We start from the raw sequence: 13,228 nt of genomic DNA, 5'->3' as shown, positions 1-13,228 counted from the left end.
CCGCTTTTATAGCGTGACCAAAAAGCCAGCCTGTTCAACACCTTAGGGGCTGGCAACGGTATAAGCATCGCCTCCACGCGCCCCTCCCCGGGAGGGGCGCCGGCGCGTCTCCCCCGGCCGAAACCACCTCTGGGAAATAGTCATCGACCTTCGGTGTTTCCCTCCCTTCGGAGCGTCAGACTCCCCCACATCGACCCGTTACGGAAAGCTGCAGCCATGAGCACCCTATCCCCCCAAAGTCCTGACGATCAGGGCCTGCGCGCGATGAGCGAAGACGGCTCGTTTCGCGTCATCGCCATCAACGCTACCACCACCGCCCGCGGCGTTCTCGAGGCCCAGCAGGCCGGCTCGGAGATCGCGCCGCGGCTGGCCGAGCTGGCCACCGCCACCGTGCTGCTGCGCCTGGCCATGAGCCCGGACTACCGCCTGCAGACAGTGCTGAAACACCCTGAACACGGCTCCATCGTCGCCGACAGCCACCCCGACGGAGTGACCCGCGCGCTGATTCAGCAGGAGCGCGACAACACCATCTCGCTCGGCCCCAAAACCCTGCTCAGCGTGCACCGCGACACCTACACCGGCAAACTCCACCAGGGCATCGTCGAGACCCTGGAGGGTTACGGCCTGGGTGAGTCCATCGCCGGCTACCTCAAGCAGAGCGAGCAGATCCACTCGGTGGTCGGCCTGCGCACCCTCTTCGACGATCAGGGCCAGCTGACCTACGCCGGAGGATTTCTCGTACAGCTTTTGCCCGACGCCCACGTCGACACGCTGGCCGCGGTCACCGAGCGCCTGGAGCAGACCGGCACTCAGAAGGTCTTTGAGGTCGGCAGCTTCGAGAATGAAGGCATACTCAAAGCGGTCTTTGAGGAGGTGCCCTACCGCATCCTCGGCGAAGACCTCTTTCGCTTCGGCTGCAACTGCAGCGAAGAGCGCATCCTGGGCGCCCTGGCCACCTTAAGCCCGGCGGAGCGTGCGGAGCTCGCTGCCAGCAACGAGCCCATCGAGATCGGCTGCGACTACTGCAACGTCACCTACAGCATCGACCCGGCCACCCTGGGTTGATGCCAGACGCGGGAAGCCTTAGCCCCGATCGCGCCGCCGACGTCGGTAGGCGCGGTCGGGGGCTCCGGCCAGAAGTTCGATCTGCGTGATCTCCGCCGGCGCCCCGATGCGCATCGGCGGCCCCCAATAGCAGGTGCCACGGCTGACGTAGATCCAGGTCCTGGCCTCGCGCGCCAGCCCGACAGCATAGGGGTGAAACCAGCCGATGATCAGGTTCCACGGCCACATCTGCCCGCCGTGGGTGTGCCCGGAGAGCTGCAGATCGTAGCCCGCCGCCGCGGCCTGATGGATGCTCTTGGGCTGGTGAGCCAGCAGCACGCTGACGTCATGCTCCGGCGCCCCCTCGCGGGCGCCCTGCGGATCAGAGACAGCATCGGGATCGTGACGTGAGGCCGAGAAGTCGGTGCAGCCGGCCATCAACACGCGCCCGCCCTGATGCTCAATAAGGGCGTGGGCGTTATTGAGCACCACAATCCCCTGCTCTTCGAGAGCTTTGCACCAGCCCGGGGCGTCCCAGTAATACTCGTGGTTACCGGTGCAGTAGAAGACCCCGTGGGGCGCGCGAAGATCGAAGATCGGCTCCACATCCTTCCAGATGCGATCGACCATGCCCTCGATGAGGTCGCCGGTGATGACGATGGCGTCGGGTTGAAGCTCGCGAACCCGATCGACGATGGCCTGCACATGCCCGCGCCGCACGGTGGGCCCAACGTGCACATCGGAGATCTGCACGATCCGAAACCCCTCCAGAGAGGCGGGCAGGCCCTCAAAGGGCACCCCGACCTCAACCACATCGGGCAGGCGCAACGCCTCGTACATGCCCCACTTCGACGCCACCGCCGCCCCGCCGACGACCGCGGCGTTGAGGCTGCTGCTCATAAAGAGCCGCCGCGACGGATCGGCCGGCAGCGCCGCCGGCCCCGATACTTCGGTCGATTCCGTCTTTCGAAAGGCCCCCAGACGGCGCGTAAGCCACTCGGCCACATCTTTGAAAATCATCAGGATGAGCAGGAGCGAGAAAAACCCCATCGCCACATAACTCGTCCACTGCGCGATCGTGTAGATCGGCTCCACCCGGGGCATCGAGCGCATCGACATCGTCGCTGTCACCAGCACGATATGCCCGACCACAGCCCAGGTGACCACACCGCGCCAGCGACTCTCCGGGTGCAATGGCCCTCGAAGCCTGCGCCAGAGGTAGTAATGAGCCCCAAACCACAGGCCGGTAAAAAAGAGCCCGAACACGATCATCGACACCATCGTTTGTCCTCGGAGGTACATCGTCGAAAAGACAGAGCAACGCACCGGGCGCTCACCCGGCGCGTTGGTCCACAGACTTTAGCCCCCGACGAACCGGCGGCCAGCTCAGATCACGCGATTCTCGGGCATGCGACTTAAGTCGACCTCGAAGTCTGCGCGGCCAAAGGAGGTTCCCACCGCCGCCGCCGCATGCACCAGCAGCGAATCCACCGGCACAAGACGCGTCTGGTCGGCGACCTCGGCGATCTCCACGCTGGTCATCTGCCCGTTTTGCAGCGCGACCATGCGTCCCCAGCGCCCGCCGGCGACCAGCGCCGCGGCGTGCGCCCCGAACGCCGTAGAGAGCACCCGATCAAAGGCCGTCGGCGTGCCTCCGCGCTGGATATGCCCCAGCGTCGTGGTGCGAATCTCACTGTCGACCAGGGGCTTGAGCTTCTCGGCCAGAAGGTTGCCGATGCCGCCCAGGCGCAGGGGATCGGGGCTATCGTCGATATGCTCGCGCACCACCTGCTTGCCGTCGAGCAGCGTCGCGCCCTCGGCCACCACAATCATGGTGAAGCGCTGGCGTTTCTTGCGCTGCTGACACACCCGGGCGATCTCTTCGACATCAAAAGGAAGCTCCGGAATCAGGATCACGTCTGCCCCGCCCGCAAGCCCGCTGTGCAGAGCGAGCCAGCCGGCGTAGCGCCCCATCGTCTCGAGAATCATCACCCGGCTGTGGCTCTCGCCAGTGGTCTGCAGCCGGTCAACGGCCTCGGTGGCCACCGCCACCGCCGTATCAAACCCGAAGGTGCGATCGGTGTGCATCAGGTCGTTGTCGATGGTCTTGGGCACGCCCACACATTTGACGCCCTTCTCGCTTAAGCGGTGCGCGATGCTCATGGTGCCGTCGCCGCCGATGACCACCACCCCGTCGAGCTTCAGGCGGTGGTAATTCTCCACGAGCTGGTCGCTGACATCGGCCCCGTCGGCCAGGTAATGATTGAAGGGGTTGGCCTTATTATGCGTGCCCAGGATGGTGCCACCACGCGCCAGGATGCCCTTGAGAGCCTTCAGATCGAGCTCGCGGCTGCGCCCCTCGATCATCCCCAGAAACCCCTCTTCGAAACCGATCACCGTGGCGTCGCACTTGAGCAAGAGGCTCTTGGTCACCGCTCGAATCACTGCGTTAAGGCCGGGGCAGTCGCCGCCGCCGGTCAGGACTCCAATGCGCATCGTGTCTCCTTGTCTGACTTCGAAATTTAGGAAGGGGCTTCGCCCGCTCGTCTCAGCTTCAAGATGCGTGCGAGAAGAGGTTTCATCAAGCGCGTTGCGCCACTTCTCCCGGGCTTCGGGGTGCCTATTGTCCCGATTCACCAACGTCCCAACGCCGCCCGCGCATTTCGCGGCGGCCTTAACGTGACCCCGCCCCCCCCAGGAGACCTGTATGGACGACATGCCCTCGGGCAGTCGACGCAACCCTCGCCAGCTACGCACCAACGCCCCGATCACCATCCGCGAAATGGAGCTCGAAGACCTCGCTGCGGTCTTCGCCCTTGGCGAGCGCATCTTCACCGCCGATCGCTGGCCCAACCTCTACCGCACCTGGGATGAGTTTGAGCTGATTCAGATCTTCGGCACCGACACCGAGACCTGCCTGGTGGCCGAATGCAACGACCAGGTGGTGGGCTTCGCCCTGGGCACCCTCATCGAGAAGCGGCGCAGCGCCTGGACCTATGGCTACTTGCTGTGGCTGGGCGTCGAGCCCGACCTCTCGCGCAGCGGCGTGGGCAAGCGCCTGGTCAACCGCCTCACCGAGCTCTTCATCGCCCGGGGCGCACGCATCATGCTGGCGGATACCGAGTCCGATAACCTGCCGGCGGTGAACTTCTTTCGGCGCCAGGGTTTTACCAATGAGACCGAGCACGTCTACCTGGCCAAAAACCTCACGCAGCACCCCGAATACGTGCGCCGCCGACGCTCCCTGGCGCATCCTCCCTCCTCCGACCCCTCGCCCTCCGACGCCGCCCCGGCGCACCTGCCTCCCGGAGGCATAAGCCCGGGCGATGACGCCTCCCCAGGCCAACCTCATGAGCATGATGACTGAGCTCCACGATCTTCTGGCCCACCTTGACCGGGCGCGCTGCGAGCGCCTGCTCATCGACATGGTCGATATCTACAGCCCCTCTTATGCCGAGAGTGCGGTGGTGTCGCGGGTCTGTGCGGCTTTGCAGGAGGCCTCGGTGCCTTACCGGCTTCAGCCGGTGGTCGCCTCACCCGGGGCGCCGGGGCGCGCCAACATCCTTATTGAGCTCGGGCCGCAGCCGCCGGAGCTGATGCTGGTCGGCCATCTCGACACCGTCCCTTACTTCAGCGATGAGCACGACGCCCCGGGCAGCACTCTGGAGGGCGACGTGCTCCACGGGCTGGGAAGCGCCGACATGAAGTCGGGGTGTGCGGCGATGGTCGAGGCGGTCTGCGCCCTGGTCGACGCCGGAGCGCGCCTTCGGCGCGGCCTGTTGCTGGCGCTGGTCGTCGGCGAGGAAGAGTACGGCGATGGCGCCGCAAAACTTCTGGAGAGCTCGCACGCCCCGCTGGCGATCATTGGCGAGCCCACCGGGCTTCGCCCCTCATTGGAGCATTACGGCTACATGGAGCTTCGTCTCATCGCCGAGGGACGGCGCGCCCACGCCGCCCGCCCCGACGTAGGCGCCAGCGCCATCCACGCCATGCTCAGCACCATCCTGGCCGTCATCGAGCAGGTCAGCGACGCCGAGCCCGCCACACGCGTGAGCATCAACCCCCGCGAGGTTCACGGCGGCGACTCCCTCTTTGTCATCGCCGATCGTTGCGAGGCCGCGCTCGATATTCACCTGGCCGCCGGCGTCGACACCGCCGCACTCCGAGAGGCCCTGGCCACCACCATTGAGGCATCCAACGCCGACCACCCTCAATGCACCGTGAGCTCCGAGGAGCTCTTCTTCGCCCCGGCCTACAGCCTCAACCCCGATGACGCGCCGATGCAGACCTCCCGGCGCGCCTTCCTGGCGCTGCAGCAGCCCTTTACCCCCCGGCCTTTTCCCTCCCACTCCGACGGCAACCGCTTCTTTGAGGCAGGCATCGCCCCGCTCATCCTCGGTCCGGGCGACCTGGGCGTGGCGCACACCCGCGATGAGCACGTGCACTTAAGCGAGGTCCACCGCGCCGCCGAGCTCTACCTGAGCCTCATCGTGCATCACTGCATCCACGAGCATTGACGCGCCCTCGTCAGGGGAGGCCCACCAACCTCCCCTGATTCTGGTCGCAAAGGGCAGCGAGCTCCCAGATCAGGCGCACCACCTGAGCCGGGTCGCGCACCCGCGCGCTCGCTTCGCTCGCGCGATCTTCGGAGGCCACAAGCACCGTGCTCCCCTCAGCGCCCAGCGCCAAAAAAGCATCTTCGTCGGTCAGGTCATCGCCCACATAAAGCGCGTGCACCTCGCCCGGCGCCGTGGCCCGCGCGCGTCGCAGCACAAGCTGCGCCGCGCGCCCTTTGTCCCAGCGCAACGCCGGCACCGCCTCCACCACGCATTTCCCCGACTTCAGACGCACGCCCCCCAACTGCAGCGCGGCCTCGCTGGCGCGCGCCGCCAGCGTCTGTGCCCCCTCCTCCACCAGCCGGTAATGCAACGCCACGCCAAAGGGCTTCTGCTCCAGGACCACGCCGGCAACATCACCGAACCTCTCGCGCCAGGCCGCCTCCACCTTCGCGATGGCCGCCCGGGCCTCCTCGGCCCCTTTTACAAGCTCGCGCGCGCCGCTGGCCCACCACAACTCCAGACCGTGACTTCCCACCACGCTGACATTACCCACGCCAAGCCTTGCCTGAACATCGGCCGCGCCGCGCCCGCTGACGATCACCACCTGGGCCCCGGTCTTCACAAGCGCCGTGATCGCCTCCGCCGCCCCGACCTCAGGCGCGGCAAGCTCCGGTCGAGCCGCAATGGGCGCAAGCGTCCCGTCAAAGTCGAGCATCGCCAGCAGGCGCTGGCCTTTTGCCAGCGCGTTTGCGACGTCGTGCACCACATCATCGAGCGTCTTCATCTCCCCTCCTCGCCAGTCACCGATAGGCCCCCCCTGGCCGCTCAGCCTCACTCCGCGTGAACCTCGTCGGCCCGCGGGCTCTGCCAGAAGTTCAACGCCCCGGCGCGCTCCTTTGGAGGGTCGACAATCAGACGCGCGCTGCGTCGCATGCCCACATAGGCAAAGATCCAGCCCATGAGCACGTAGGCGCGGTTTCGAAACCCGATCAAAAAGAGCAGGTGCACAAAGAGCCAGGCAAGCCAGGCCAGGAGCCCGCCGAACTTCCAGTCGCCGATCTCGGCGATGGCCCTGGCGCGCCCGATGGTCGCCATCTTGCCGCGATCCCAGTACGAAAACGCCTCCAGCGGCTTTCCCTCCACCGCGCGTTTGATGTTTTCGGCCACGTGTTTTCCCTGCTGCACGGCCACCGGCGCCAGTCCGGGCAACACCTCGCCATCCTCGTTCTCAAAACGCGCGAGGTCGCCGATCACAAAGACCCGATCATCTTCCGGCATGCGCAGATCGGGCCGCACGCTCACGCGCCCCATCCGGTCGAGCTCAACATTAAGCGTCTCGGCCAGCGGGCTGCCTTTGACCCCGGCAGCCCACACCACGGTTTTTGCCAGGATGCGCTCCCCGTTGACCGTGACCCCCTCCTCATCGATGGCCTCGACCATGGCGTTGAGGCGCACCTCCACGCCCATCTTCTCAAGATCGCGACGCGCACGCTCGGAGAGCTCCTCATCGTAACCGGTCAGCACCCGCGGCCCCGCATCCAGCAAGAGAACCCGCGCGCGAGTCGGGTCGATGCGACGAAAGTCTTTGACCATCACCTGGTAGGCGATCTCGCGAATGGCCCCGGCCATCTCCACGCCGGTGGCTCCCGCACCCACCACCACAAAAGTCAATAGCCCGCGCCCCTCCGAGCCCTCTCCCTCGCGCTCAGCCTGCTCAAAGACCTCCAGAATGTGGCGACGGCAGGTCAGCGCGTCGCGCAGCGTCTTGAGCCCCGGCGCCTGCTCCTCCCACTGCGGGTTGCCAAAATAGTTGGTCTGCATGCCGGCGGCGACCACCAGGTAATCATAGTTCACCTCCCCGCCCTCATAGCGCACCACCCGCGACTCACGGTCGATGCTGGTCACCTCCCCGAGCATCACCTGCACATTCTGCTGACGGCGCACCACCTCGCGAATCGGCGAGGCGATATCGTCGGCGGAGAGCCCCGCGGTGGCGACCTGGTAGAGCAGCGGCTGGAAGAGGTGGTGGTTATGCCGATCGATCAGAAACACATCCACCGACGCCCGCTTCAACGCCCGCGCCGCATTTAGCCCGCCGAACCCTCCCCCGATAATCACCACGCAGGGCCTGCGTTTGGAATCGGCAGGTGGTATCGGAACATCTCCGCGTTCTGAAGTCGTCTCTTGTGGCATCTTCACTCCGTGTGCTTTCACTTAGAACCCGGAAGAAGACGCCTCGGTTCGAGGCGTCGTCGCCTCTCCGGGATGCCCACAAGAGTAATCCCCGCGCCCCCCAAAGAAAGATCTCCCAGGAGCAACCCGTGTCCGATCTTCGCCAGCACTCCGAGGCCTGTGTCCGAAACCGCGAGCCCATTCTCAACGAACTTCGCGAACATCTGGCCGACGCCCACCACGTCTGGGAGATCGGCAGCGGCACCGGCCAGCACGCCGTCTATTTTGCGGCGCATCTTCCGCACCTGACCTGGCAGCCCTCCGACCGCCCGCAGTACCACGGCAGCATTGAGGCCTGGCGCACGGACGCCGCGCTCCCCAACCTGCGCCCGGTCCTCGCGTTTGATCTTTTTGATGAGGCGCCCGCCGTCGAACACACCGACGCGATCATCGCGTGCAACGTCATCCACATCGCCCCCTTTGAGGCGACCGATCGCGTCTTTGCGCACGCCCGCGCCTCGCTCAACCCGGGCGGCAAGATCCTCCTCTACGGCCCCTTCATTCACGAGGATCGCGAGCTGGAGCCGAGCAACCAGAGCTTTGATGCGATGCTGCGCCAGCGCGACCCGCAAAGCGGCATCCGCCGCCTGGCCGACGTCGACGCGAAGGCGCGGGCCTGCGGGTTCGAACGCGCGCTCACGCGCCGACTGCCCGCCAACAACGATCTTCTGGTGTACGAGCGGCCGCTCTAACGCTTCAGGCGCTCACACGCCCAGTCGTCGCCCTGCTCACAGCCTCGCTCAAGCAGCCGTCGCCCGTCTTCGGCGCGCCCCGGATCATTTAAGAGCATCGCGCCGCGGCGGCTGCAGGCGTGCTCCTGGCCCAGCCCGCAGGCTTTGGCATAGAGGAGCATCGCGCGGTCGCGATCTTCGCGCACCACCTCCCCAGCCTCATAGAGATGCCCCAGGCGCAGGCAGCTCTCGCCATCGTCGGCCTCACAGCCGGCGGCCATCGAACGCCGCGCCCGCTGCGGACTTCGGGGCACCCGGGCATCGTCCATCAAGATGGCGGCGGCCCGGCTGCACGCGCGCCCCGGCTCCAGCCGACAGCTTCGCTCAAAGGCCTCCAGCGCCTCGATCACCTCGTCGGCCCCGGCGGCGCGCTCGAAGAGGCGGTGGCCCAGATGCCAACAGGAGCGCCCGAACCCGCCCTCACACCCCTTGCGGTAGGCCGCCAGCGCCTCGGGGCTTCCGGCCCGCTCCTCACCAGCCAGCTCAAAGCTCACCGCGACGTTGTAGCAGCCCTTCGCCCACCCCGCGTCGCAGGCGCGCTGATGCAACGCCTCGGCCAGTTCCACGTCTTTCTCCACCCCGCGGCCAGCCTCCACCATCAGCGCCAGCGCGTCGCAGGACTGACCGCTGCCACGCTCGCAGCCGATCCAGAATCGCACCACCGCCTCGGCCTCATCGACCTCCCCGCCGCGACCATCCCTGAGCGCGACGCCCAGGTTGTAGCACCCCCGCGCGCTGCCCATGGCACACGCTCGCTCAAAGGTCTCGCGGGCCTGCACAGGCCCGCCCACAATGCCCCGCCCCTGCAGCTGCAACACCCCCAGGCTCGCACAGCCCACGGTGTTGTTGGCCTCACAGGCCTCCACATAGAGTTCGCCGGCGCGGCGCGAACTCTCGCTCACCCCGACGCCCCGCTCATAGAGCATCCCCAGCAGCGTGCAGCCGTAGTACTCGCCAGCCTCACACCCCCGACGGTAAAGCGCGGCGGCGCGCTGCGGATCTTTGCCTCGCCCCCGCCCCTCCTCGGCAAAGGCCCCGGCCAGCACGCAGGAGAGCGCCACGTCGGCCTCACAACCTGCTCGCAAAAAGGCCAGCACACGCGCCGAGTCGTCTTCCTCGTCGGCCGACGCTGCGAGCCTCAACCCGTAATGCTCCTGAAGATCGCCGCAGGCCTGCACATCGCCTCCGGCACAGGCCCGGGTGAAGTAGGTCACCGCAAGCTCTGGCGAGGGATCGACGGCGTTGCCAAAATGGTAGAGCCCGCCAATCTGGCGGCAGCTTGGCGCATCCCCCAGATCGCAGCCCTGCTCCCAGGATCTCAGCGCCTGCTGTGGCGCCTCGTCTCCCCCCTGGCCATGAAACTGCATCCACCCTGCCCCCAGGCACGAGGCGCTGGCCTCAAGCTCACAACCTTGTTCATAAAGCCCTCGCGCCACCGCCAGATCATGCGCCACCCCGCGCCCGAGCACCCGCAGCGACGCCAGGGCCGAGCATCCCGAGCCCACCCCGCGCGCGCAGCCATCCTCCAGCACGACGATCGCCTCGGTGAGTTCTTCGGGGATGGGCGTCCCATCCCAGAGGTAACGATCCAGCCCGGAGCAGGCCGCGGACACATCGCAGAGGGTGTCCTCGCCATCCGTCTCACCGGCCGTCTCGGACGCCGACTCCGCGGAACTCCCCAGCGTCTGCGGCACCGCCACCGACGCGCCGGTTGCGCACCCGCTCACGCCCAGGCACGCCAGCACGACCAGCATCACCCCCCAAACTCTACGATCCCTTACAAGCACGGCTGTTCTAACCTCCCGGCCGCTATGGTAACGTTGCCGAAGTTCAGTGAGCAAGCACCTCTGCGGCGCCGAGCCTCCTCTCGGTCACCTTGCAGCCTCCGGCCTTAAAACCCCGGTCGGTGCGCTCCGAACCTCTCCACATGACACGACCCTCAGGAGCGTTGTGACCACGATGGATGCCGGGGACTTCTTAGAGAGCGCTACGATCATCGGCGGCAAATACCGCCTCGATGAGGTGATCGGGCGCGGGGGCTTCAGCAACGTCTACGGCGGCGTGCACACCGGCATGGATCGGCGAGTGGCCGTCAAGATCTTCGATCCCTCGCTGCCCGCCAACCAGGATCCCGCGCGTGCGCAGCGCCGCGCCGAGCGTTTTGAACGCGAGGCCCGCCTGGTCAGCAAGCTCACCCACCCCAACACCGTCACGATCTTCGACTACGGCGTCGATCAAGAGGGCCTGCTCTACCTGGTGATGGAGTACATCGACGGCCCCACGCTCAAAGAAGCCATCAACGAGCGCGGCCCTTTTGAGGAGCGCGCCGCCGTCACCACCTTCCTGCAGATCCTGGCCAGCCTGGAAGAAGCGCACCACCGCAACATGCTCCACCGCGACTTAAAGCCGGCCAACATCATGCTCACCCGCAACTTCAAGGGCGAGGAGATCGTCAAAGTCCTGGACTTCGGCATCGCGCGCATCGTCGGTGAGTCGGCGCCGGAGACCGGGCCCAACGGGCGTAAACTCTTTCTGGGGACACCGCGCTACGCCCCGCCCGAGCAGCTGCGGGGCCTTGATCTGAGCTTTCCCACCGATGTCTTCGCCGTGGGCGCCCTCCTCTACGAGACGCTGGTCGGCCAGCCTATGATCGCCTCCTCTACCCTGCGCGACTGCGCGCGCGAGGTCCGCGAGACCACGGGCTGGAAGGTGCCGTCCTCGCTCAACATCCGCCCCGCCCTGGTGGAGGTGATCGAACGCGCGGTCAACAAAGATCCGGCAAAGCGCTACGCCTCGGCCTCCGAGATGCTTCAGGCGCTGGAGGCCTGCGAGGTCGTCGCCCGCGAAGATCTCCCGGACCCGACCAGCGAAGAAGAGTCGCTCTTTGGTGCCAGCGGTCGGCTGATGGATCCCAACGTGCTCGACCCGGACCAGTCCCAGAACTACTTTCTGTGGGCATCACAGCCCCGGGAGCAGCGCTCCACGCCGCCGCCCTCCCCCGCCCGCTCCCCTCGCCATACCCCGGAACGCCAACCACGCCCGACCCCCGGACGGCCCCCGCGCCACACCCCGGCCACACGCCCCGCGCCGCTTCCCACCGCATCGGGACCGCACAGCGTCATCGACACCGACCTGGAGCTTGATCTTCCCCCGCGCTCCAACCGCGCCACGCCCACGCCGCGCCAGAACGCACCAACCACACGCCCCCTGGCCGCCGCCACACCCACGACGCGCCGCGCCCGACGCCCCCCCGGGCGTCGACGCGCGCTCATCCTTATCGCCCCGCTGGCCCTTATCGCGCTGGCCGCCGGCATCTGGAGCTACCAGAACGCGACCTCCCCCGAGGAGCCCGCGACACTCGCCGAAAACGCCGAGCCCAACCCCGCCGCAGACGACACCGCCCCCGTCTCCCCACCTCCGGCTGAGCGCGCCTCACCCTTCTCCACCGAGGGCATCCTGCTGGCGGCGCGCTCCGAAGGCTGGCGTGTCGTCAGCGCACGCGCCCCGGTGAGCATCAAGGGCCTCTCCTACGAAGCCACCGTGCTCGCCCGCGGCCCCTCCACCCTGGAAGTCACCATTTACCGGGCCGACGACCGCGACGCTCTCGATGATATCATCGCCACAGTGAAACCTCCCGATCTGCATCTCCTGCTCGACCACCACGTCGTGCGCATCCACCCTCGGGACGCGCGCGCCGCCCGCGACGCCACCGCCCTTCTGGAGCGCCTGCGCCAGTACCGCGAGCTCGTCTACGCCGAGCTTGAAGATGCCGCCGCTTCACCTTGACAGCGCACACCCGCTGCGCGTTCACTGTGTCCCACCCACTGCTCGCTATACTGACCCCAACATTGAAGATGATGGTGCCGATGTCTCGCAACCACTCGCCAGTCCTCGCCATGTGCGCCTTTGTCGGGCTCACCCTCGCCATGACCGCTCCTGCCGCCGCCCAGTCGCGCCTGATTATAGGCGGCACCGCCTACTCCGAGAGCGGTGAACTCACCGGCGAGCAGCAGATCAGCGTCCAGGAAAACGACGAGAGCTTCTCGTATGAGAACGCCGACTTTCTGAGCACGCGCATCCTCTATCTTCGCCCCTTCAAAGAGAGCTTCCGCATCGGCGGCGGCATCGACTTCATTGGCAACTACCGCGCCAGCGTGCTCGACGACGAGGGCCAGCCCCAGGACCCGATCGAGGTCTATGAGTTCGGCCCGCTGCTCGAGGTGCTGGCCCACGCCGAGTGGGGCATCAACATCACCGAGAAGATCGGTGTTGGCCTGGGCGCTCAGCTCGGCCTCTCCGGGCTCTTCCCCCGCGGCGATCTTCGCGAAGAGATCCTCGAGCTTCAGGACCAGGACGTAAGCACCTTCATGCTGCCGCGCCTGGGCTGGAGCGTCGCTCCCCAGGTCTCGGCCCGCTATCAGATCGACGATCGCCTGGCGCTGCGCGCCGACGCCGGCGTGCAGTGGCAGACCATCTGGATCTTCAACACCGAGCAGACCGTCAACGACGTGGCCTTCCGCAAAGACTGGACCGCCAGCACCGTCCGCACCCGGGTGGGATTGGCTCTGGAGATCCAACTCTAAGCGCACGATTTGCCGGCTGATTTGACCGCCCCGATCAGCGCCGATACCCTCTCAGTACTCGCTTCGCGCTCAACAACCT

The 13,228-nt window shown here is 66.6% G+C and carries 11 protein-coding genes; 6 read left to right on the top strand and 5 right to left on the bottom strand.

What is annotated here, in order from left to right:
* Nucleotides 1-216: 216 nt before the first annotated feature.
* Nucleotides 217-1,065 (top strand): Hsp33 family molecular chaperone HslO, encoded by an 849-nt coding sequence (locus FRC98_RS05000; protein WP_146980198.1) that lies wholly within the window; start codon nucleotides 217-219, stop codon nucleotides 1,063-1,065.
* Between the two features lie 18 nt (nucleotides 1,066-1,083).
* Here FRC98_RS05000 and FRC98_RS04995 read toward each other — a convergent pair whose 3' ends face one another.
* Both FRC98_RS04995 and FRC98_RS04990 read right to left on the bottom strand, forming a co-directional pair.
* Nucleotides 1,084-2,325, bottom strand: a complete 1,242-nt coding sequence (locus tag FRC98_RS04995) for a metallophosphoesterase (RefSeq protein WP_230467284.1) — start codon at nucleotides 2,323-2,325, stop codon at nucleotides 1,084-1,086.
* Nucleotides 2,326-2,430: 105 nt separating this feature from the next.
* Nucleotides 2,431-3,540 carry a 6-phosphofructokinase gene (locus FRC98_RS04990; protein ID WP_146980196.1) on the bottom strand — a complete coding sequence of 370 codons (1,110 nt, stop codon included), beginning with the start codon at nucleotides 3,538-3,540 and terminating at the stop codon, nucleotides 2,431-2,433.
* Nucleotides 3,541-3,751: 211 nt separating this feature from the next.
* Here FRC98_RS04990 and FRC98_RS04985 point away from each other — a divergent pair, with 211 nt between their 5' ends.
* Both FRC98_RS04985 and FRC98_RS04980 read left to right on the top strand, forming a co-directional pair.
* Nucleotides 3,752-4,411, top strand: a complete 660-nt coding sequence (locus tag FRC98_RS04985; protein ID WP_230467283.1) for a GNAT family N-acetyltransferase — start codon at nucleotides 3,752-3,754, stop codon at nucleotides 4,409-4,411.
* On the top strand, nucleotides 4,404-5,561 hold the full coding sequence (locus FRC98_RS04980; RefSeq protein WP_230467282.1) for a M20 family metallopeptidase: 1,158 nt from the start codon (nucleotides 4,404-4,406) through the stop codon (nucleotides 5,559-5,561). The genes FRC98_RS04985 and FRC98_RS04980 overlap by 8 nt, the downstream gene beginning before the upstream one ends.
* A gap of 10 nt (nucleotides 5,562-5,571) precedes the next feature.
* Here the strand turns inward: FRC98_RS04980 and otsB are convergent, their stop codons facing one another.
* Nucleotides 5,572-6,387: a trehalose-phosphatase gene (gene otsB / locus FRC98_RS04975; RefSeq protein ID WP_146980194.1), complete on the bottom strand. Its 816-nt coding sequence runs from the start codon at nucleotides 6,385-6,387 to the stop codon at nucleotides 5,572-5,574.
* Nucleotides 6,388-6,434: 47 nt separating this feature from the next.
* Nucleotides 6,435-7,796 (bottom strand): NAD(P)/FAD-dependent oxidoreductase, encoded by a 1,362-nt coding sequence (locus tag FRC98_RS04970; protein WP_146980193.1) that lies wholly within the window; start codon nucleotides 7,794-7,796, stop codon nucleotides 6,435-6,437.
* A gap of 128 nt (nucleotides 7,797-7,924) precedes the next feature.
* Between FRC98_RS04970 and FRC98_RS04965 the strand changes: the two genes are divergently transcribed.
* On the top strand, nucleotides 7,925-8,527 hold the full coding sequence (locus FRC98_RS04965) for a DUF938 domain-containing protein (protein ID WP_230467281.1): 603 nt from the start codon (nucleotides 7,925-7,927) through the stop codon (nucleotides 8,525-8,527).
* Here FRC98_RS04965 and FRC98_RS04960 read toward each other — a convergent pair.
* Complete coding sequence (locus FRC98_RS04960) at nucleotides 8,524-10,320, bottom strand: tetratricopeptide repeat protein (protein ID WP_230467370.1); 1,797 nt, start codon at nucleotides 10,318-10,320, stop codon at nucleotides 8,524-8,526. The genes FRC98_RS04965 and FRC98_RS04960 overlap by 4 nt on opposite strands.
* Nucleotides 10,321-10,525: 205 nt before the next feature.
* Here FRC98_RS04960 and FRC98_RS04955 point away from each other — a divergent pair, with 205 nt between their 5' ends.
* Both FRC98_RS04955 and FRC98_RS04950 read left to right on the top strand, forming a co-directional pair.
* The gene (locus FRC98_RS04955; protein WP_230467369.1) at nucleotides 10,526-12,352 is read left to right on the top strand and encodes a serine/threonine-protein kinase; all 1,827 of its coding nucleotides are present in this window, start codon (nucleotides 10,526-10,528) and stop codon (nucleotides 12,350-12,352) included.
* 80 nt (nucleotides 12,353-12,432) lie between these two features.
* Nucleotides 12,433-13,149 carry a hypothetical protein gene (locus tag FRC98_RS04950; protein WP_146980189.1) on the top strand — a complete coding sequence of 239 codons (717 nt, stop codon included), beginning with the start codon at nucleotides 12,433-12,435 and terminating at the stop codon, nucleotides 13,147-13,149.
* Nucleotides 13,150-13,228 lie beyond the last annotated feature (79 nt).

The sequence above is a fragment of the Lujinxingia vulgaris genome, from assembly GCF_007997015.1.
Lineage (GTDB): Bacteria > Myxococcota_A > Bradymonadia > Bradymonadales > Bradymonadaceae > Lujinxingia > Lujinxingia vulgaris.
This window is presented reverse-complemented; position numbering and strand designations above follow the sequence as displayed.